This is a genomic window from Mesorhizobium sp. M0028 (assembly GCF_040323855.1).
GTDB lineage: Bacteria > Pseudomonadota > Alphaproteobacteria > Rhizobiales > Rhizobiaceae > Mesorhizobium.
This window is the reverse complement of the sequence record NZ_JAMYVG010000001.1, coordinates 370,170-390,295: the sequence shown is the minus strand read 5'-3', so window position 1 is coordinate 390,295 and position 20,126 is coordinate 370,170. Positions and strand designations below refer to the sequence as shown.

Below are 20,126 nucleotides of genomic sequence, written 5' to 3'. Positions count from 1 at the left end.
CTCCAAAATCGCCCGACAGCTCCTGCCCTACGCCGCTTTCACCAGGCTGGCCGACTGGAAGTCATGCAAGAGGATGGCGATCTCGTAGCCACGGCGCTGCAGCCAGTGCGCCGTCGTCGCCGCGCGGACACCGAGCAGATCGTCGATCAGCACGACACGGGCGCCACGCACGGCAATGGTTCGATAGGCGACGCCGAGCAACTGCCCGCCCTCCGACGCGATCGAGCCCGGAATGTGGCTTGCCGCGAATTCCTCCGGCGTGCGCACATCGAGCTGGTAGGTCGTGCGCCTCTCGTCCTTCGCCCAGGCTGCGGCCGTCGCCGCATCGATGCGCGGGAAGCTGTCGCCTTCGGCAAGTTTTGCGATGCGCTCCTCGGCGAATCGCTTCGCGTCCTCGCTCGCCGAACCATAGGCAGCAGTCCTGCCGGTTTCGAGCGCAAGGCCGGCCTCGCGCCACGCCTTGGTGCCATCGTGCAGATAAGCAACTTTGTTGGGCACGCCGGCATCGATCAGCGTCTGCGCGCCGATGTGGCGCGCGGCAGGCCGGCGCAGGAGACGATCACCTGCGTGTCCGGCGACGGCACCAGGTCGGCGAAGCGCAGCACCAGCTCAGCACCCGGAACGCTGATGGCGCCCGGTACATGGTCCTTGTCGAATTCCGCCACCGTCCGGCTGTCGAGCACGACCACGTCGGCTTTCTTGGCCTTGAGCGCCGCAAGCTTTGCAACGGTAATGACCGGCGTCCCCTTCTCGTCGCGGATCGCCAGCGAAAAATCGACGCCCGGCGTGTCGAAGGTCGGCAAGCCTTCCACATCGTCCTTCGTCCATTCCGGAATTCCGCCGGCCAGTGCGAACACCTGGCTGCGGCCGCGCTCGGCAAATCGCTCAGCAAGCCGCTCGGCGACGCCGCTGCCGTCATCCGCCAGCACGGTGCGCACCGCCTTGCGCGGGATGAAGCGGTCGATCTCCGCCTCGACCTGTGCTGCGGGCAGATTGGTGGCGAACAGCGGCGAGGCATATCCGACAATCGCGCTGTCTCGGATATCCAGCACCGCAAGTTCCTCGCCATCGGCCAGCCATTGGCGAAACGTCTCCGAATCGATCGTGCTCGCGCTCATGATGCTTTCCTTTCCTGGTGTTCGGTGGCGCCGCGGACCGGACGCGCAAGGCCGAGATTCTCGCGCAACGTCCCGCCCTCGTAAGCGGTCCGGAACAGGCCGCGCCGCTGCAGTTCCGGAATGACGAGATCGACGAAATCGGTGAGGCCCGTCGGCAGGATCGGCGGCATGACGTTGAATCCGTCCGCCGCGCCGCCGACGAACCATTCCTCCATCATGTCGGCCACGTCTTTTGGCGTGCCGACGATCTGGAAATGGCCGCGCGCGCCGGCAACGGCGAGATACAATTGCCGGATGGTCAGGTTCCGGCTCGAGGCCAATTCGGAGACGACTTTCAGGCGGCTCTTCACCGCATCGGAACTGCCCAGTTCCGGCAACGGTCCGTCGAGCGGATGGCCGGAAAGATCGACGCCGCCGAGCAATCCGGAAACCAGGGCGACGCCGACCACGGGATCGACCAGGCGTTGGATGGCGTCGAACCTGTCCTCGGCTTGCGCGCGCGTCGGCGCGACGACCGGGAAGACACCGGGCATGATTTTCAGGGAATCGGCAGAGCGGCCAAACGACCCCAGCCGGCCTTTCAGCTCGGCATAAAAACCGCGCGCCGATTGGATGGTCGGATGGGCTGTGAAGACCACTTCCGCCGTCCGCGCCGCCAGATGCTGGCCGGCATCGGAAGAACCGGCCTGGACGATGACGGGATGGCCTTGCGGCGGGCGGGCGACGTTGAGCGGCCCTTTGACCCGGAAATGCCGGCCGGCATGGTCAGGGGCATGGATGCCATGCCGGTCGATGGCGATGCCCGAAGCCTTGTCGGCGACGAAAGCATCGTCGTCCCAGCTGTCCCACAGCTTCTGCGCCACGGCGACGAACTCCTCGGCGCGGTCATAGCGGTCGGCATGAACGGGATGCTGGTCGCGGCTGAAATTCGCCGCCGCCGGCGCATCGGCCGAGGTGACGACATTCCAGCCTGTCCTGCCGCCGCTCAGGTGGTCGATCGAGGCAAACAGCCGCGCCAGTGGAAAGGTTCCCAATAGGTGGTCGAAGCGGTGGCCACCAGCCCGATCCGTTGCGTGATGGTCGAGAGCGCCGACAGCAGCGTCAGCGGCTCGAAATGCACGACATGGCCGGTGCGCTCGAAAGTCTCGATCGGCTGCTCGCCATTGCGCGCACTGAGGCTGTCGGCAAGGAAGACCATGTCGAAGAGACCGCGCTCGGCGGTGCGCGCGGCCTCTGCGTAGTGCTGAAAGCTCAGGCCCGGATTGGCGGGGACATCAGGATGGCGCCAGGCAGCGACATGATGTCCAGGGCCGCGGATGAAGGCTCCAAGCTTTATCTTTCGATCTTCAGTCATTGGGGCTCTTCGGGGGCGTTTCTCGGGCTGGTCGCAAAGGCCTTTCATCTCTAACGCCTGCCAGACCCGCTGAGCGAAAGAATGCCTTTCGCCAGCTGGCAATTATTGTTTTTTGACATCGGGTTATGGGACAGCACGATGGTCGCTGCCGGGGTGATGGGCTAGAGCCACGGACCGCCGGCGTCGTAAGGGTCCTTGATGCTTCATACTTCTTCCTCCCCGCGTTCGATCCCTCGTTCAATCATCATTGTAGGCGGCGGCTTTGCCGGCGCGGTTACCGCGATCAAGCTGCTTGACCGTTCGACCGAACCACTGGCGATCACCATCATCGAGCGCCGGGCGGAGCTCGGTCGCGGCGTTGCCTACAGCACCGTCGATCCACAACATCTGGTCAACGGCGCGGCGCGCATCTTCTCGCTGCATCCGGACGATTCCGATCACCTCGTTCGCTGGCTCGTGGCGAATGGGCCTGAGCATGGCTGGACGCCGCCCGAAGATGTCCCGGACTCCAGCCCGCCGCGTTGGCTATTCGGCAGCTATGTCCAGTCCGAACTGACGAGAGCCGTCAGAGAAGCGGACGGGCGTTCCTCGCTGCGCCACGTCAAGGCGTCCGCCATCGACATGCTGACCGGTCCATCGGGTGTCTGCGTCGGCACCAGCGATGGCCAGCAATTGCCGGCCGACGAGGCGGTGCTGGCAACCGGAGTGTTCCAGAGCGAGCCATCCGCCACGGAAGCAGCCATCGTCAGCGATCCCCGCTATGTCGCCAATCCCTGGGATCCGGCGGCACTCGACCGGCTAGCCGGCAGCAAGGAACTGCTGCTGATCGGGTCCAGCCTGAGCATGGTCGACGTCGTCGCCAGCATGGAAGCGCGCGGCTTCGAGGGCAGCTACCGTGTCGTGTCGCGGCGGGGACAGATTGTCGAGCCACGGCGCAACACCGAGGCATGGCGCGACTTTCTCGCCGAGCGTCCGTTGCCGAAAACCACCAGGGCGCTTCTCGCACTGGTCAAGGCCGAACGCCGGGCAATCGAGGCCACCGGCCTGGACTGGCAAGGACTGCCGCTGACGATCCGGCCATGGATCCTGGCTCTGTGGCAAGGCGCTACCGACAGGGAGCGTCTAAAGTTCACACGCCATCTGCGCGCCTTCTGGGACGTCACCGCGCACCGGGCGGCGCCGCCGAGCTTTGAGCGCGTTGCGCTGGCGCGAAGCCAAGGCCGATGGGTGGGTGGAGCTGGACGGGTGCTGGCACTCCATCCGCAGGCCGACGGCATTGCCGCTGAGATCCGCTGGCGCGATAGCGGCGCGGTCGAACGGCTGCGTTTCGATGGTGTCGTCAACTGCCGCGGCCATCAGGAGCATGACTGGCGGCGGGTCGCCGATCCATTCGTCCAAAGCCTGCTCGATAACGGCATCGTCAGGCCGCATGCGACCGGCTTCGGCATCGACGCGACGCATGGCGGCCAAGTGATTGCCGGTAACGGCAAGACCCACGGCAATCTGTTTGCCGTCGGCCATCCGCTGCGCGGCGTTGCCTGGGAATCGAGTTCCATCAGTGAACAGCTGGCGCAGGCCATCGCCCTGGCTGGCCTTCTGGTCGGCGCCAGCCCAAGGCTGCGTGCTCTGGCCTGAGATTGCAGCCCCACAAATGACAGAAACGAAAAAGGGCCGCATCGACATGCGGCCCTTTTCTTTTCGGTCATCCGCTGGTTCAGGCGTTCGGATCGATATAGGCGTCGGCGAAACTGGCCGACAGGCCTTCCGCACCCGGCGCGTAGTTCTTGACGGTTTTGCGGGCGATGATGATGGTCGGCGGTGCGATCAAATTGATGATCGGCAACTCGTCGGCGATGATCTCCTGGAACCTGAAGAACAGCTGCTTGCGTTTGGCTTCGTCGAGCTCGACGGAAGCGGCTTCCAGCAGTCGGTCGACCTCAGGGTTCTCGTAGTGCGCGCCGTTCGAGAACGGCAGCCCGATCTTGATGTTCTTCGACCAGTAGAGCCGCTGTGCGCCGGCGCTCGGGTCAAAGATGTTGCCGCAGGATTCCGTCGACAGGTCCCAGGTCCGGTCGGTGTAGATGGTTTTGACATAGGTGCCGAAGTCGAATTTCTGGATCTCGGCGTCGATGCCGATCTTCGCCAACGCCTGTTTGAGGAAGTCGGCATAGCCCCACGGGTTATACGGGTTGTTGGTGAGCCTGAGCTTGAAGCGGATGCCGTCCGCTCCCCGCTTGAAGCCCGCCTCGTCGAGCAGTTTTTCCGACAGCGCCGTATCGACGGTCGCGGCCTTCACATCGGGATCGAAATACTTCTTGTTGACGACACTGATCGGCGTCGGCGACACCTGCCCATAGCCGTAGAACACGATGGCATTCACCGCGTCGAGGTCGATCGCGTGCGCGATTGCCTGACGGACTTTCTTCTCCTTCAGGATCGGGTTTTCGAGGTTGATGATCAGCTGGTGCAGCGGGCCGCTATAGGCGAAGACCGTGCTGTCGACGACGAATTGCGGCAGCGCCTTGAAACGCTCCAGATCGGCGAACGCCACCGGGTTCGGCCCGATGTCGACCTCGCCCGTCTCCAGCGCTGCGGCACGCGCGCCGGGATCGGTGATGAAGCGGAAGATGATCCGGTCGAGATAGGGTTTGGGCGCATCCCAATAGGTCGGATTCTTTTCGACGATGATGTGGCTGCCCTTCACCCATTCCTTCAGCACGAACGGTCCGCTGCCGATGATCTGCTCGAAAGACGGATCGTCGGCCGGCTTCAGCTTCTCGTAGATGTGCTTGGGCACGACAGGCGATTCCGTCGCGGCCAGGCCAGAGATCAGCGCGGCGGACGGTTTCGACAATTTGATCTTCACGACATGCGGGTCCGACGTGTCGATGTCGGTGACATTCTGGAAGGTGATGCGCCCGCGCGGATGGGCTTCGCGCAGCCGCGAGATCGAAAAGGCCACGTCCTGCGATGTCAGGTCGTGGCCATCGCTGAATTTCACCCCCTCGCGCAGCTTGAAGACATATTCGAGCCCGTCGTCGCTGATCGACCATTCGGTGGCCAGTTGCGGCCTTGGATTGAGGTCGTAGTCGTAAGCGAGTAGGCCGTCGAAAATCTTCGGGCCGATGGTGGCCGGCCCGCCGGCGCTGGTGTTGATGGAAACGATCTGGTTGGGCTCGGGATAGTAGACGAAGTTGAGCGTGCCGCCGGCCACCGGCTTTGCGTCTTGCGCGAAGGCCCCGGCGGGAAGCGCGGTACTCGCGCCGGCCAGCAGCAGGAACTGATTGAATAGGCGTCGGTTGATGGTCATGGTCGGTACTCCGCGTTTGCGCGATTTGTCTTTCATGGAGAAAAGTCGGATCGGCGGCTTCACGCGCCAATCCCAGAAAAAGGAGATCCAAATGCTTATGCGTTTGGCGCGAGCCAGATCTGCGCGAAGCTGTTGTTGATGCCCTGGGCGCCGGGCGCGAAATCCCGGACCTTCTTGTTGGCGACGATCTGGGCGCCGGCGGCGACGAGATCGACCGACACCACGTCGTCATGGATGATGTGCTGGAATTTGTACCAGAGCTCGCGCCGCTTGGTCTCGTCAGGCTCGATCGCGGCGGCTTCAAGGATCTGGTCGACCTCGGGGTTTGCATAGTGGCTGGCGTTGGAGAAAACGAGGCCGATCTTGAAGTTCTTCGACCAGTAGGCGCGCTGCACGCCGAGCGTCGGATCGAAGGTGTTCGACAGCGATTCGATGACCAAATCCCAGGCGCGGTCGGTGTAAACCGTCTTCAGGAACGTCGACAGATCGAGCTTCAGTATCTCGGCATCGATACCGACCGCTGCCAGCGACTGCTTGATGAAGTCGGCATAGGACGCCGGCAGGAACGCGTTGTAGGCGAGCCGGAGCTTGAAGCGCTTGCCGTCTGCGCCGCGCTTATAGCCGGCATCGTCGAGCAGTTTCTCCGCTAGTTTGGGGTCGGGCTCACGCGCCTTGATGCTCGGGTCGTACCATTTGGGCAGTGCGGTGCTGATTGGGCTTGGCGATACCTGGGCGTAGCCGTAGAGCGCGATGTCGACCAGCTTCTGCAGGTCGATCGCATGGGCAATGGCCAGGCGCACCTCGCGCTTGGTCAGGATTTCATTTTCATAGTTGAAGAACAATTGCTGCTGCGGGCCAGAATAGGCGTAGGTGTTGGTGTCGACGACCAGAGCGGGGTTTGCCTTCAGCCGCTCGATATCGGCCAGCGGCACGGGATTGGCGCCGATGTCGATCTCACCGGTTTCAAGAGCCGCCGAGCGCGCAGCCGGATCGAGGATGACATGCAGGACGACACGGTCGAGATAGGGCCTCGGCGCGTCCCAATAGTCTGGGTTGCGATCGAAGATCAGATGGCTGCCGGGCACCCATTCCTTGAGCACGAAGGGACCGGTGCCGATCGTCTGCTCCAGCTTGGGCTGTTCCGCCGGCTTGAACGTTTCGTAGACATGCTTCGGCACGATCGGCGATTCCGAACTGCTCAGCGCCGTGATCAGATAGGGCGCCGGTTTCGACAGCACGATGATGGCGGTGTGCGGATCGGGCGTCTCAACCGCCGTGACATTCTGGTAGGTGATGCGGCCGCGCGGATGCGCCTCCTTCAGCCGCAAGATGGTGAAGGCAACATCTTGTGAGGTGAAGTCCTTGCCGTCATGCCATCTGACGCCCTGGCGCAGCTTGAAGGTGTAGCGCAGGCCGTCATCGCTGATCGACCACTCGGTCGCCAGCAGCGGTTTCGGGCTGAGGTCATAGGCGAAATCAAGCAGACCTTCATTGACCTTGGGACCGATGGCCTGGCCGGTGCCTGAAGAGGTGTTGATGGCAATCAGCGACGTGGGGTCGGGATAGTAGGCCCAGTTGAGCGTGCCGCCCTGGACCGGCGTGCCTTCGGCGGCAAAGGAAAGACCGGGCAATGCGAAGCTCGCACCGCCAAGCAGCAACAGCTGGTTGAAATGACGACGATTGACAGACATGGTCTTGGGCTCCGGAAAACGGATTGCATCCGGCGGCCGAACGCATTTCGGCGCCTCGACGCAATGATCCCCGTGGCGCCGCAAAACCGGAAGAATGATTTTCTATCGTCTGCCGAAAGCGCCGCTTCGCACGACGGTTTCATTCCAGGACCCGGCTTTGGATCCGGCGAGGCTCGTCGCCGCCCAAATCAGCATCCCGACCTTATTCTACAAGAATAGTAGACATTGCGATTTCTTAGATTTCCGTTCCTGCTGGCGCGACGCTGCGGCAAACGAAATTTTCCCCTGCGTGCTTTGGCGCAAAGCCCGCCCTCGTCGCGCCGGGCCTGAACGTGTTGAATGCGCCTCATGGTTGATTTCATTCGTGCGAAAACAAGGAAGCTGCGACCGACGCTGGCGAGACTTCCGCCGCTGACCTCGCTTCGCGCTTTTGTCGCAACCGCCCGCCATTTGAGCTTTACGCGGGCGGCGGAAGAGCTCCACGTCACGCCCGCCGCTATCGGCCAGCAGATCCGCCTGCTCGAGGATCACCTCGGGCAACCACTGTTCCAGCGCAACCGCGGCGAGCTTCTGCTGACTTCGGCCGGCCAGGCGCTGATGCCTGGTCTCACCGAGGCTTTCGACGTCGTTGTCGAATCGGTCGCACGCATTTCCGGCGACGAGGAAGATGCACCGATCAAGGTGTCGGTCGCGCCCTCTTTTGCCAGCAAATGGCTGATCCCGCGCCTCGACGCGCTGCGCGATGCGGTGCCCGGCCTCGAAGTGCTGGTCGATGCATCGACCAGGCTTGCCGATTTTGCCAGCGAAGACGTCGACTGTGTCATCCGCTACGGCTCGGGCGCCTATAGCGGCCTCGTCACCGAACGGCTGTTTTCGGAAGCGGTGCTGCCTGTCTGCAGCCCGGAATTTGCCCGTACGCACGGCCTCTACCGCGGGCCGGAGGGGCTGCGTAACGCGCCGATCCTGCATGAGGAAGGACCAGAACGCGATCCTAGCTGCCCGGACTGGAAGGGCTGGCTGCGATCCAATGGCCTGTCTGGCCGGCTTGTCGAAGGTGGCATACGGCTTAGCCAGTCGTCGCTGGTGCTCGATGCCGCTGTGGCCGGCAAGGGCATCGGTCTCGGCAAATTCCGACTGGCCGAGCCTGACCTTGCCGCAGGGCGGCTGGTCAGTCCGTTCGGCTCGCCGCAGCCGGTCGAGTTTTCCTATTATTTCGCGACCACGCCGCACAAGGCGAAGCTGGCGACGGTCGAGCGCTTCCATGGTTGGCTGAAGGCCGAGGCGCGGCGGCTTGGGGCTCTCGACTTCACGCCGCCAGTGCCGCTGCCGGCCCGCATCGCCATCGTCGCTGCGGAATAGTCTCACCTCGGTCTCGCGAGCAGGCGCGCGCGCCTATTTTAGCTTGAAGCCCAGCGCTTTGAGCACTTCGCCCAGGCGATCACGGCCTTTCAGCGCCGCCGTGCTGCCGATGCGGTTCGACATCAGCTCGGTCCAGTCGACCTCAGGCATCGACTGCTCCTGCTGGAAGGTGCGAAGCGTCTGGTTGTAGGCTGCGAGATCGTCCGGATGCGGAGCTGACTGGTAGCGCTCACGGTGCAGAACCACTGTCTGTGGCAGTCTGGGCTTGATGTCAGTCGCGGCCAGGAGATCGGGACAGCCGACGGTCAAGCCGAACATCGCGACGGTTTCCGGCGGCAGGCCGAGTTCGCGCGCCACCTCCTGCGGATGATTGCGCATGGCGCCGATGTAGCAGGAGCCGAGCCCGAGCGCATCGATCGCCACCACGGCATTTTGTGCTGCAAGTGCGGCGTCTATCACGGCCAGCAGAAAACTCTCCTGATAGTCGAGCCCCTCGCCCGCCTGGCCATTTGCCTTGGCAATGGTACGCAGCCGCGACAGATCGGCCAGCCAGACCAGCAGCAGCGGCGCCTGCTCGATATGGCGATTGATCGCCGCCAGTCCGGCAAGCCGCGCCTTGCGCGCCGGATCCTCGACGGCGACGACACTCCACGCCTGGAGATTGGAAGAAGTTGGCGCCGACTGGGCGGCAGCGACGATCAGTTCCAGCGTGCCTTCAGGCAGCGGCCTGGCCAGATAGTTGCGGACCGAGCGATGCGAAAGGATCGCCTCGAGGGCTTCGTTCCAGTTTCCGGTATGCGCGCTTTGCGGCGCTCGATAACGCCGCCGTAGCGCCGCTTCACCGCGTAGGTCAGCGTCGGAAGGGCGGATGCTGAAGGCGGCCGGCTGTGACATCGTGTTTCCTATTCAGAAGCGCGGCTTGGGCCCCATTGCGCAAAAGCGGAAGCAACTGATCGCCCTGCCGCTTGATCTCGGAAAGATACGGTGTGTCCGAGAGCACGAAGTGCGTGATGCCCAGATCCCGGTACCTGCCGAGCGCGCGGGCGACGTCGGCGGCCGAGCCGACCAGCCAGGTGGTGCCGGCGCCGCCGCCGCCGTATTTGCCCGGCGCAGTGTAGAGGTTGTCGTCCAGGACCTCGCCGCGCGCGTGCAGATCGAGCAGACGCCGCTGGCCCACCGCTACCGCCCGACCGTGATCGTTCCAGCCGGCGCCCTTGCCCTTGGCCATCTCGTCAACCTTCGCCTCGGCGTCCGCCCAGGCCTGCTCAGTGGTGTCGCGGACCAGCGTGGTAACCCGCAACCCGAATTCCAGAGGCGGGAGGTCTCGGTCGAGTTCCCTGCTCAAGGCTTTGAGCCGCTCGATCCGCTCCCGGACGCCGTCGAGCGGCTCTCCCCAGAAGAGCTGCACATCCGCCTCCCTGGCCGACACCCGCTCGGCCGCCTCCGACGCACCGCCGAAGTAGAGCTTGGGATGGCGACGATCGCAACGGACAGGGATGCGGGGCATGACGGTAGACCCTGTGACCTGGAAGTGCTCGCCGGCAAAGGTCACGTTCTCTCCGGACCAAAGTTTGCGAACCAGCCACATGAACTCTCTGGTGCGGGCATAGCGATGTATCTGGTCGCCTTCGCTGTCGCCATACGCAGCGAGGTTGTCCTTGCCCGACACTATGTTGATACGCACGCGACCGGCAGTCAGCTGATCGAGCGTGGCTACGGCTGATGCGAAGTGCGCCGGCCGCCAGTAACCCGGGCGGATCGCGATGAGCGGCTCGAAGGAGGTGGTTCGGGCGGCGAGTGCGGCCGCGACGGTAAACGTGTCGGGCCGACCCCAGCCGGTACCGATCAGCGCGCCCTTCCAGCCGTGGTCCTCAAGCGCCTTCGCGTGGCTGGTCAGTGTGTCCAGGCTGTTGTGGTCCACGGCGGCCGGCTCGCCACGGTGACCGGGATCGACCTGGTTCGGTATGTACCAGAGAAATTCGGGATCAGCGCTCATTGTCAGGCCTGTATTTTTGTCGGGCATGGAGGTCGATGACAGGACTTTCAGCTCCGTTGTCGTTTGATGATCGTTCAATGGGTGGCCCCGAGCAACCCTGGCGCCTTGTGCGGCTGCGGCGCAAAACGACTTTCGGGCCGGACAAGGCCGAGATGGTCTCGCAGCGTGCGCCCTTCATAGTCCGTGCGGAACAGGCCTCGCCGGCGCAGGATCGGCACCACCGTATCGACAAAGACCTCCAGTCCGGTCGGCAGCACGTCCGGCATCAGGTTGAAGCCGTCGACGGCGCCGGCGACAAACCATCTTTCGATATCGTCGGCGATCTGCTCCGGCGTGCCGACGATGGTGCGGTGGCCGGTGCTGCCGTTCAGCGCCCGGATCAGCTGGCGAACCGTGAAATCGTTGCTGCGCGCGAGCGCGAGTGTGGCCTTGAAGAAGGTGTGGCCGCCATTGGGGGGCAGTTGAATCCCTTCTGGCAGCTTCTCGTCGAGCTTCAGCCGCTCGCGATCGATGCCGAGCACGCCGGACAGCCGCCCAAGGCTGTAGTCGAGCGGGATGCGATCCCACAGCTCTTCTTGCCGCCGCTCCGCTTCCCCCTCGGTGCTGCCGATGATGGTGGCCAGGCCGGCAAGGTTGAGCGGCACGCCGCCGGTGCGGCCGTAAATCTGGGCGCGTGTCTTCAGCTCTTGTGCATAGGAAAGCGCTTCTTCGAGGGATTGAGAGGCCGAGAAGACGGCTTCGGCGTGGCGTGCGGCGAGCTCCTTGCCGTCATCGGAACCGCCGGCCTGGATGACCACCGGATGCCCTTGCGGCGAACGCGGCACATTGTGCGGCCCATGCACCGAAAAATGCGCGCCCTTGTGCTCGATGGCATGAACCTTGGCGGCATCGACGAAGCGCCCGCCGGCCACGTCGCCGATGAAGGTATCGTCCTCCCAGCTGTCCCACAATGCCTTGACGATCTCGGCGCATTCGGCCGCCCGCTCGTAGCGCCGGCCGTGATCGATCGCACCGGTGAGGCCGAAATTGCGACCCGAGGCGGGATCGGCCGTGGTCACGATGTTCCAGCCGATGCGCCCGCCGCTGACATGGTCGAGCGTCGCGAAGCGTCTGGCGATGTTGTACGGCTCGTTGAAACTGGTTGAAGCGGTGGCGATCAGGCCGATGCGCTCTGTTGCGGCGGCCATCGTCGCCAGCACGATGGTCGGCTCCAGCGACGTGATCGGACGATAGTCGATGCGATCCGAGATCGCCGCCTGGTCGGCAAGGAATACGGCGTCGAGCTTGGCGCGTTCGGCGATCTTCGCCACCTGCACATAGTGGTCGACGGTGAAGGCGGCATAGGGGTCGACGCCGTCCATCCGCCATGCCGCCGGCGAAAAGCCGGCGTGCAGGATGTTGACGTTGAGATGGAGCTGCCGGCTGCTCATCGAAACACGCCGGGCTCGGGGTAAGCGCCGGTCAGATACCAGGTGCCGACGGTGCGGGTCTTGTATTCGGCGGGGTTGTGCAAGGTGTGGATGCGCGCGTTGCGCCAAAAACGGTCGAAGCCGTATTTGCGCACCGCCGAGCGCGCGCCCATCACCTCGAAAATCTCGGTCGTGACCTCCAGCGCGACATCCCCCGCCAGCACATTGGCCGCAGCGACGGCAACGGCCGCTTCGCCGCGCTCTTCCTCGGTCAGCGCCTTGCCGCGGGCGATCGCATGATCGATCGCCGCAGCCGCGCGATCGGCCAGCACCGTCGCCGCCTGCGTCTTGACCCAGAGTTCGCCATACTGGCCCTTGATCCAAGGATCGTCGATATGGCGCTCGACTCCGGAATACATCCATGGGCGCGAACTGTTGATCGTGTAGTCGCGTGCCGCCAGCAGAGCGCCCTGGGCTGTGCCGATGAAAACATTTAGCAAAACGCTTTGCTGCTGCAGCGGCCCGATGGTGCGGATCGGCAACGACGCGTCGACCCAGCCGCGCACCAGCTCGCTGTCGTGGATCCTGACGTCCTTATAGGCGACCTTGCCGCTGCCGGTCTGCGTCTGGCCGATGCCATCCCAGTCGTCGAGAATGGTGATGCCGTCACGGTCCGCGGGGATTGCCGCGAATTTCCTCTCGCCGCTGATCTCGTCTTCCCACGAGGTCGAAAGATAATCGGCCACATGCGAGCCGGAGGCGAAGGGTTTGAAACCATTGACGATCGTCCACTCGCCATCCTTGCGACCGAACAGCGTTTTGGAAAAGCTGTTGCCGGTGTTGCCCCAGAACCAGTCGCCGGCAGCCGAACGCCGCAGCAGATCGGCCGAACGCGGCTCGTCCGAATTGAGCCTGGCGGCGATCAATGCGCTGAAATGGTAGCCGTAGATGTGGCCGATCGAGCCGTCGACCTTGGCGAACTCGCGGCCGATCTTCAGCGCCGTCGAATAGGGTTCGCCGGCGCCGCCGAATTCCTTGGGGATGACGATTGTGAGCAGGCCGCTTTCCTTGAGCAGGCGTATCTGTTCGCTCGGCCTGCCACCAAGCTGGTCGCGCTCGACCGCGTCGCGGGCAAAGATGTCGCGCAGCTCGACCGCCTTGGCGATCCATGGATTGGAGGTATCGGGATCGAAGGTCATGCTGTCACTCATGCAGATGCGGGAAGCCGTGGCGCTCGGCCAGAAGCGCAAGAATGCATTTGGTGTCGTCGGCGAAGGCCTGGCCCTTGGCCGTCGGCAGGTCGGTGGGCGGATCGCCGCCGATGACGAGCACCGGCAGGGACTGATGCCGCTCGCCGAGCGCGTCGATCACCTTGTCCCTCGGCCTCGCGAACGGCACGCGCTCGACGTCCAGTCTGGCGGCGAGATCGGGAAAGGCGGCGAGCATCCCTTCGACCTGGTTGCAATAGGGACAGACGAATGTCCGGCCTGGATGTTTCGGGTCGGAGAAACCCGGCTGAATGAGAAAGAGCTTGTCGCGCGCCATGGTCTGCCTATTCCGCGGCTGCCGCGGCGGACCGCGAAAACCGATTTGCCGGCCGCTTCAGGCCGAGATTGTCGCGCAAGGTCCTGCCCTCATACTCCTGACGGAACAGGCCGCGGCGGCGCAGTTCCGGCACCACCAGTTCGATGAAATCCTTCAAGCCGCCAGGCATGATCGGCGCCATGATGTTGAAGCCGTCGGCGCCGTAATTCTCGAACCGCTCTTCCATGGTGTCGGCGATCTGTTGCGGCGTGCCGACCACCTGCCAGTGGCCACGGGCGCCGGCGATGCGCAGATAGAGCTGCCGAATGGTCAGATTCTCGCGCCGTGCCAGGTCGATCACCAGAGCCTGCCGGCTCTTGCCGGCGTTGGTCTCGGGCAAATCCGGCACGGGCCCGTCGAGCGGGTATGAGCTGAGATCGAAGCCGCCAGCCAGCGCCGACACCAGGCCGAGGCCGACTTCCGGCTGGATCAGGTCCTGCAGCTGTTCGAACTTCTCCTGCGCCTCGGCTTCGGTCCGGCCGACGACCGGGAAGATGCCAGGCAGCACCTTCAGGTCATCTTCCGAGCGGCCATAGTTGCCGAGCCTGCCCTTGACGTCGGCATAGAATGCGGTGGCTTCGTCGAGCGTGATCTGCGCGGCGAAAATCGCTTCCGCGGTACGAGCCGCCAGCTCCTTGCCCGGACCGGACGCCCCGGCCTGGACCACAACCGGATGACCTTGCGGCGTTCGCGGCGTGTTCAGCGGACCGCGCACCTTGAAGTGCTGGCCCTTGTGGTTCAGCACGTGCAGCTTGTCCTTGTCGAAATAGCGCCCACTCGCTTTGTCGCGCGAGAAGGCATCGTCTTCCCAGCTGTCCCAGAGGCCGAGCACCACATCGACGAATTCTTCAGCCCGGTCGTAGCGGTCGCCGTGCTGGATATGCGCCTCGTGGCCGAAATTGAACGCCGCTTCCGGATCGGAAGAGGTGACCAGGTTCCAGCCGGCACGGCCGCCGCTCAAATGATCGAGCGAAGCGAACTGGCGGGCCAGATTGTAGGGATCGGAATAGCTGGTCGAAGCCGTGGCGATCAGGCCGATGTTCCTGGTCGCCGCCGAAAGCGCCGACAGCAGCGTGATCGGCTCGAACGGATAGACGCCGCTATGCGCCTTGCGGCTGGCGACCTCCAGATCCTTCAGCCGCGCCGCGACGCCGTCGGCGAAGAAGATCGTGTCGAACTTGGCCGCTTCCGCCAACCTGGCAAGTTCAATGTAGTCGCTGAGGCTGGTTCCCTCGCCCGCCGCCGGATGACGCCAAGCGGCGACATGGTGGCCGGTGAAGAGCAGAAACGCTCCAAGCTTGAGCTTGTCCTTGCGCCTGGCCATGTCTCCCGCCTCCTCAGCGATACAATCCGCCGACCGGGAATTCCCCGGTCAGCAACCAGGTGCCAATGGTGCGCTTCTTGTACTCGGCCGGATTGTGCAGCGTGTGCGTTCGCACGTTGCGCCAGAACCTGTCGAAGCCGTTGGCCTTGGTGGCCGAGCGGGCGCCCATCACCTCGAAAACCTCGCTCGAGGCATCGAGGCCGATTTGCCCGGCATAGACATTGGCGGTGGCGAGATCGATCGCCGTCTGCCCGCGCTGCTCCAGGGTCAAGGCCTCGCCTTGGCTATAGGCGGCATCGAGGCTTTTCGCCGCCACATCGGCGAGTTCGGCCGCGGCGAGCGTTCGGATATAGAGATCGCCATATTTGCGCTGCACGAACGGGTCGTCCGTGTGCTTCTCGTAGCCGGAATAGATCCAGGGGCGCGATTGCGAGACCGTATAGTCGCGCCCTTCGCTCAGTGCTCCCTGCGCACTGCCGACGAACAGGTTGAGCAGGACCGCCTGCTGGAAAAGTGACGTCAGCGTCTGGAACGGCGTTAGCGGCGCCGCGGGTGAGCCGATCAGTTCGTCGTCGCAGACATGCACATCCTTGAAGGTCACCTTGCCGGAACCCGTCTGGCGCTGGCCGACACCATCCCAGTCGTCCTCGATGACGATGCCTTCGCGATCGGCCGGGATCGCCGCTGCCAGCCGGTCCTGACCGTCCTCCCAGGCGACCTGGATATAGTCGGCGATATGCGAACCGGAAGAAAAAGGCCGAAAGCCGCTGAGGATCCAGCCCTTGCCGTTGCGCTTGGCCGTCGAGGTCTTTGACATGGCGTTGCCGGAATTGCCCCAGACCCAGTTTTCCCGGGCTGAGCGCGTTAGCAGCTGATCCTTTTGCGCCTGCGTGCCGCGAAACAACACGCCGTTAAGCGGCAGATGATGGTAGCCGTAGAGATGGGCGAGCGAACCATCGGTGCGGGCGAATTCGCGCACCACGCGAAGCACCGACAGCCAGGATGCGCCCTTGCCGCCATAGCGCTTGGGAATCTGCGCCGACGGCAAGCCGCTCTCCTTCAGCAGCCGGATCTGTTCGATCGGCCGTCCGCCGGCCTTGTCACGCGCCACCGCATCCCGATCGAAGATCTCGCGCAACTCAACCGCCGTGGCGACGAACGGGTCGGAAAGGTCAGGGCTGAAGGTCATCGGCACTTGTCCATTGAAATGCGTCTATTCCGCCGCGATGGTCTGCGCCGGCCGCCAAACGGCAGAGGCATAGGCCTCTTCGCCGAATTCGGCCGGATGGCTGCCGGTTATGCGGCTCTCATGGCTGTCGAGATCGGCGAGGAAGAGATCGCGGCTGATGCGGGCAACCACGGCGGGCACATCGCGCCTGATCGACGGGATATCGCCGATCGGCAGGCCGAAGCTGACGAAGCCGCCGGGATTGAAGACATGGACATCCTTCAGGAACGGCGCCTCGCCCGGCGCCTTCTCAAGGAATTCATGACCGAGACCGAGATAGGGATGGGCGCCGAAGAATTTATCGCGTTCTGCTTTGGGCGGCGCGTACTGGTCGCGCCACAGGCGGATAGAGGCGGCGAAATCGGCGAATTCGGGCTTGCGTGTCGGGTCGGCGAAATAGCCGGTACCGGCGATGACGAAGTCGAAGGCAAACGTCTCACCGGCGATCTCTGTGACGACCTTACCGCTGTCGACACCGGCCTTCGTCCATGGGGCGCCGAGGTGCAGGTGGAAATTCTGGTGCCGCACCACCCGCTCCACCGCATCGGGTGGCGGCGTCGAACCGGCATCGCGAAACCGCAGCGCCTGGCGCCAGCGCACCGCATCCGGCAGCAGCGGATAGTTGTCATAGGCACCGGGATAGCCGCGGACGCGATTGATCGGCACGCTGGCAATGCTGTTGCGGCGGGCAAAGAGACGCACCGATTTTGCCCCGGCCTCAAGGGCCGTCCCGGCTGCATCGAATGCCGAAGCCGCGGAACCGACGACAGCGATCGCCTTGCCCTTGAGCGAGGCAAAATCGATTGCCGCCGAACTGTGCGCGACGATACCCGGGGGAAGAGCTGCGAACACATCCGGTATCACCGCACCGCCGCTGCCGCCAAAGCCATTGGCCAGGATGATCTTGCGCGCTGTTTCGACCGATCGTTTGCCTTCCGCTTCGAGATCGAGGCGGAAATGCCCGGCAGCCGGCTCGATGCGCAGGAGACGCGTGCCGTAGCGGATGCCGATACCGAGGAACTCTCGATACCATTTCAGGTAACTCGCCCAATCCGTCCGCGCGATGCGGTCGAAACCGGCATACGCTTCCGCACCGTGGCGGGCTTCATACCATGACTGAAAGCTCAAGCCTGGCAGACCGAGTTCTGGTCCCGGCAGGCCTTTCGGCGTCCGCAGCCGGTTCATCCGCGCATGGGTAAGCCAGATGCCGGCCTTGCCTTCGTCCGATGCGGCGTCGATGACCGTGACCTTGCCGATGCCGGCGCGCCTCAGCGCGAAGGCGAAGGTCGCGCCCGTCTGCCCGCCACCGACGATGAAGACATTGTGGTCGATGCCCTCCCGATCCGGCACCCAGTTCTGCGGATCGGGACCGATCAGTCGAAGTGTTTCGCGGGCGTCGTGATCTGGATCGGACGGTAAGGCCATTTCGGTCCCGGCTGAAGTTCAAGCGTTGCGCCAAACTCCGCCTCGCTCGACAAACAGTCCAGAAATGTCTGCTTTGATTGCCCGGTAGTTTTTTTCACTTGCATTGCAACGACGCGCTTTCACCGCCGACCGAATGGGCGGTGGGTGTGGCCTCCCTGAAGCCGGAGCATCTTTTGATATTGCAGCGAGCGCAGGCACTGTTACGGCTCCCGCACAATACGCATGCGTAGCCGGGCATTGGTGTCGAGGACATCAGCAGCGCCGCGTGGGATCAGCTTTGTGTGACGTCCGCCATCTGGCAGACGGCAGATCGCGGATACACTGGCGACGGCCCTCGCGAGATAAGTCAGCGCAGCTATTCAAAAGGCGTCCTAAGAGTGCGGTCGGATACTCCGTCGCAAGAACGGATATGGACGAGAAGGAGAACTTTCGTGTGCAGTTGTTGCACACAAACCCTCATAAACATTTGATTTTATTTATCTATCTTCCCCATCCATCATTGGCGCCACCGCAAGTCTGTGGCGTAACATATTCATTTCATTATCTTCTTAATGTCTCTGTCAGACCAATTTGGCGAGGATGCCCGCCCAAACGTAACCGAATTTACGATTTTGCCGCCGCAACTGAAAGCCCCTCAGCTACATCAATCTTTCGCTGCACACGTAGGGCGCACGAAACCGGTGAGCAACGTCCGCTCCGCCACTGCGCATCGCGCTGCCACGCTGGTCGTGTCTGACGATCGAACGCGCCGTGCCTCAGGTGGATTGGCGGATCACCAGTTCCGGATCGATCAGCGTCACGATCGGCGTCGGTAACGGCTTGCCGATCATCGACAGGATCCGCTCAACCGCATGGCTGCTGACCTCGGCGGCGGCATAGTTGATCGATGTGATCGGCACCGAGCTGAAGTCCGCCGCTTCGGTGTTGTCATAGCCGACGATCGCCAGTTCGCCGGGCACGGAGACGCCCTGCTCGCGACACCAGCGCAACGCTCCAATGGCGAGCGAATCGGTCGTGGCAAACAGCGCCGTCGGCCGCTGCTTCGGCTTCATTGCCTCGCCGATCGCCTGAAAACCGTCGGTCGCCGAATGGCCGCCGGGCTTGACCACGACGAGCGCATCGGCGGGAAGCCCTGCCTCGGTCACGGCGCGAAACGCGCCGTCATGCTTTTCGCTGTTGCCGAGCAGCTGCGCCGCGTCGAGCATGGCGATGCGACGATGGCCGCGCTCGATCAGGTGCCGGACCGCCTTGTAGCCGCCGCTGCGGTCGTCGATCGCCACCACGTCGAGGCCGGCAACCGGAATATCGGCAAGCACCAGTGCGGGATATCCGACCTGACGCACCGCGCGGATGTGGTCGAGCCGGTCGTGGTTGGTCGGATAGATGAGGATGCCGTCGACCTGCCGCGAGCGGAACACGTTCAGCGCACTCCACTCCTTGGCGGAATCGTGGTCGCTGGCGGCCAGCATCAGGGAATAACCACGCTGGGCGAGCTCCCTCTCGAGGAAACGCGACACCAGCGTCAGCGTCGGGTTCATGATGTCGGTGAGCACCAGCCCGATCGTCCGCGTCTCGCGGCTGACCAGCGCCTGCGCGATGGTGTTCGGAAAATAGTTCAGGCTCTGCGCGGCCGACTGGATACGGTCGCGCGTTTCCTCCGGAATTCGCAGACTGCCGCGCAGCGCCAGCGAAACGGTGTTCGCCGAGTAGCCGGTGGCCACCGCGATGTCCTTCAGTCGGGTACGGGTTCTCTGCAAGATCTCGTCACATTGGCCATGTTGCCTGAGAGGACTTAAGCCGGCAGCAATCCCTCTTCGCGCAACCGTTTCAGACCCTTGTACTGAAGGCAATCGGCGTGCATCTCCATCAGCTCGATGCGATTGCCGTCAGGATCCTCGATCCAGGCCTGGCGGTTGCCGTCGAGCCCGTCCTTGATCTGTGCGGTCAGCTTGATGCCGTTGGCCTCGATCGCCGGGCAGAAGCTGTCAAGATTATCGATCGTCAGGCACATGTGATTGACGCCGTTGGCGTTCCAGCCGGGAGCGCGATCGTTTTCCGCGCCGGGAAATATCTCCAAGAACACCTCTTCCGTGATCCTGAGATACACCAGCCAAGTGCTGCCGTCCTTATTGTGAAGGCGCAGCATCTCGGGAAAGCCGAGCTTGTCCCTATAGAAGGCGAGGCTGGCGTCCAGGTCCTTCACCTTGATGGCGGCGTGGCCGAAGCCGGTGATCCCTTTCATGACGTTTTCCTCCCGATAGGTCGAATTTCGTATGAGCGTTAATATCGCCTTTGCTCCCCGCCGCGCGCTTTGTCAATATGAATTCT

At 63.5% G+C, this 20,126-nt stretch carries 13 protein-coding genes and 3 pseudogenes; 2 read left to right on the top strand and 14 right to left on the bottom strand.

What is annotated here, in order from left to right:
- Positions 1 to 27: 27 nt before the first annotated feature.
- Together NKJ93_RS01865 and NKJ93_RS01860 are read right to left on the bottom strand one after the other, a co-directional pair.
- Positions 28 to 1,118: pseudogene (locus tag NKJ93_RS01865) on the bottom strand (rhodanese-like domain-containing protein).
- Positions 1,115 to 2,472 (bottom strand): annotated as a pseudogene (locus NKJ93_RS01860) (LLM class flavin-dependent oxidoreductase). The pseudogenes NKJ93_RS01865 and NKJ93_RS01860 overlap by 4 nt, the downstream one beginning before the upstream one ends.
- A 198-nt stretch (positions 2,473 to 2,670) precedes the next feature.
- Between NKJ93_RS01860 and NKJ93_RS01855 the strand changes: the two are divergent.
- The gene (locus tag NKJ93_RS01855) at positions 2,671 to 4,107 is read left to right on the top strand and encodes an FAD/NAD(P)-binding protein (RefSeq protein ID WP_352587211.1); all 1,437 of its coding nucleotides are present in this window, start codon (positions 2,671 to 2,673) and stop codon (positions 4,105 to 4,107) included.
- Positions 4,108 to 4,186: 79 nt separating this feature from the next.
- Here the strand turns inward: NKJ93_RS01855 and NKJ93_RS01850 are convergent, their stop codons facing one another.
- Both NKJ93_RS01850 and NKJ93_RS01845 read right to left on the bottom strand, forming a co-directional pair.
- Positions 4,187 to 5,782: an ABC transporter substrate-binding protein gene (locus NKJ93_RS01850; protein ID WP_352494628.1), complete on the bottom strand. Its 1,596-nt coding sequence runs from the start codon at positions 5,780 to 5,782 to the stop codon at positions 4,187 to 4,189.
- A 95-nt stretch (positions 5,783 to 5,877) separates the two neighbouring features.
- Positions 5,878 to 7,473 carry an ABC transporter substrate-binding protein gene (locus NKJ93_RS01845; protein ID WP_023717665.1) on the bottom strand — a complete coding sequence of 532 codons (1,596 nt, stop codon included), beginning with the start codon at positions 7,471 to 7,473 and terminating at the stop codon, positions 5,878 to 5,880.
- Positions 7,474 to 7,821: 348 nt separating this feature from the next.
- Here NKJ93_RS01845 and gcvA point away from each other — a divergent pair, with 348 nt between their 5' ends.
- Positions 7,822 to 8,832: a transcriptional regulator GcvA gene (gene gcvA, locus NKJ93_RS01840; RefSeq protein ID WP_352482616.1), complete on the top strand. Its 1,011-nt coding sequence runs from the start codon at positions 7,822 to 7,824 to the stop codon at positions 8,830 to 8,832.
- 33 nt (positions 8,833 to 8,865) lie between these two features.
- Here gcvA and NKJ93_RS01835 read toward each other — a convergent pair whose 3' ends face one another.
- The 10 genes and pseudogenes from NKJ93_RS01835 to NKJ93_RS01790 all read right to left on the bottom strand — a co-directional run bounded on the left by NKJ93_RS01835 (position 8,866) and on the right by NKJ93_RS01790 (position 20,040).
- On the bottom strand, positions 8,866 to 9,726 hold the full coding sequence (locus tag NKJ93_RS01835) for an NADPH-dependent oxidoreductase (RefSeq protein WP_352494625.1): 861 nt from the start codon (positions 9,724 to 9,726) through the stop codon (positions 8,866 to 8,868).
- A gap of 37 nt (positions 9,727 to 9,763) precedes the next feature.
- A pseudogene (locus NKJ93_RS01830) lies at positions 9,764 to 10,828 on the bottom strand (LLM class flavin-dependent oxidoreductase); the annotation flags it as partial.
- A 74-nt stretch (positions 10,829 to 10,902) separates the two neighbouring features.
- A complete protein-coding gene (locus NKJ93_RS01825; RefSeq protein ID WP_023717669.1) occupies positions 10,903 to 12,258 on the bottom strand; it encodes an LLM class flavin-dependent oxidoreductase in 1,356 nt (451 codons plus the stop codon).
- Positions 12,255 to 13,436, bottom strand: a complete 1,182-nt coding sequence (locus NKJ93_RS01820) for an acyl-CoA dehydrogenase family protein (RefSeq protein ID WP_352494624.1) — start codon at positions 13,434 to 13,436, stop codon at positions 12,255 to 12,257. Before NKJ93_RS01820 ends, NKJ93_RS01825 begins: the two co-directional genes overlap by 4 nt.
- Positions 13,437 to 13,440: 4 nt before the next feature.
- Positions 13,441 to 13,782 (bottom strand): DUF3088 domain-containing protein, encoded by a 342-nt coding sequence (locus NKJ93_RS01815; protein ID WP_023717671.1) that lies wholly within the window; start codon positions 13,780 to 13,782, stop codon positions 13,441 to 13,443.
- Positions 13,783 to 13,789: 7 nt separating this feature from the next.
- Positions 13,790 to 15,145 (bottom strand): LLM class flavin-dependent oxidoreductase, encoded by a 1,356-nt coding sequence (locus NKJ93_RS01810; protein ID WP_352494623.1) that lies wholly within the window; start codon positions 15,143 to 15,145, stop codon positions 13,790 to 13,792.
- Between the two features lie 13 nt (positions 15,146 to 15,158).
- Complete coding sequence (locus NKJ93_RS01805) at positions 15,159 to 16,334, bottom strand: acyl-CoA dehydrogenase family protein (protein WP_352587208.1); 1,176 nt, start codon at positions 16,332 to 16,334, stop codon at positions 15,159 to 15,161.
- A 24-nt stretch (positions 16,335 to 16,358) separates the two neighbouring features.
- Positions 16,359 to 17,798 (bottom strand): NAD(P)-binding domain-containing protein, encoded by a 1,440-nt coding sequence (locus NKJ93_RS01800; RefSeq protein WP_023717673.1) that lies wholly within the window; start codon positions 17,796 to 17,798, stop codon positions 16,359 to 16,361.
- Positions 17,799 to 18,553: 755 nt separating this feature from the next.
- The gene (locus NKJ93_RS01795) at positions 18,554 to 19,555 is read right to left on the bottom strand and encodes a LacI family DNA-binding transcriptional regulator (protein WP_031193584.1); all 1,002 of its coding nucleotides are present in this window, start codon (positions 19,553 to 19,555) and stop codon (positions 18,554 to 18,556) included.
- Between the two features lie 35 nt (positions 19,556 to 19,590).
- A complete protein-coding gene (locus NKJ93_RS01790; RefSeq protein ID WP_023717674.1) occupies positions 19,591 to 20,040 on the bottom strand; it encodes a VOC family protein in 450 nt (149 codons plus the stop codon).
- Between the last annotated feature and the right edge of the window lie 86 nt (positions 20,041 to 20,126).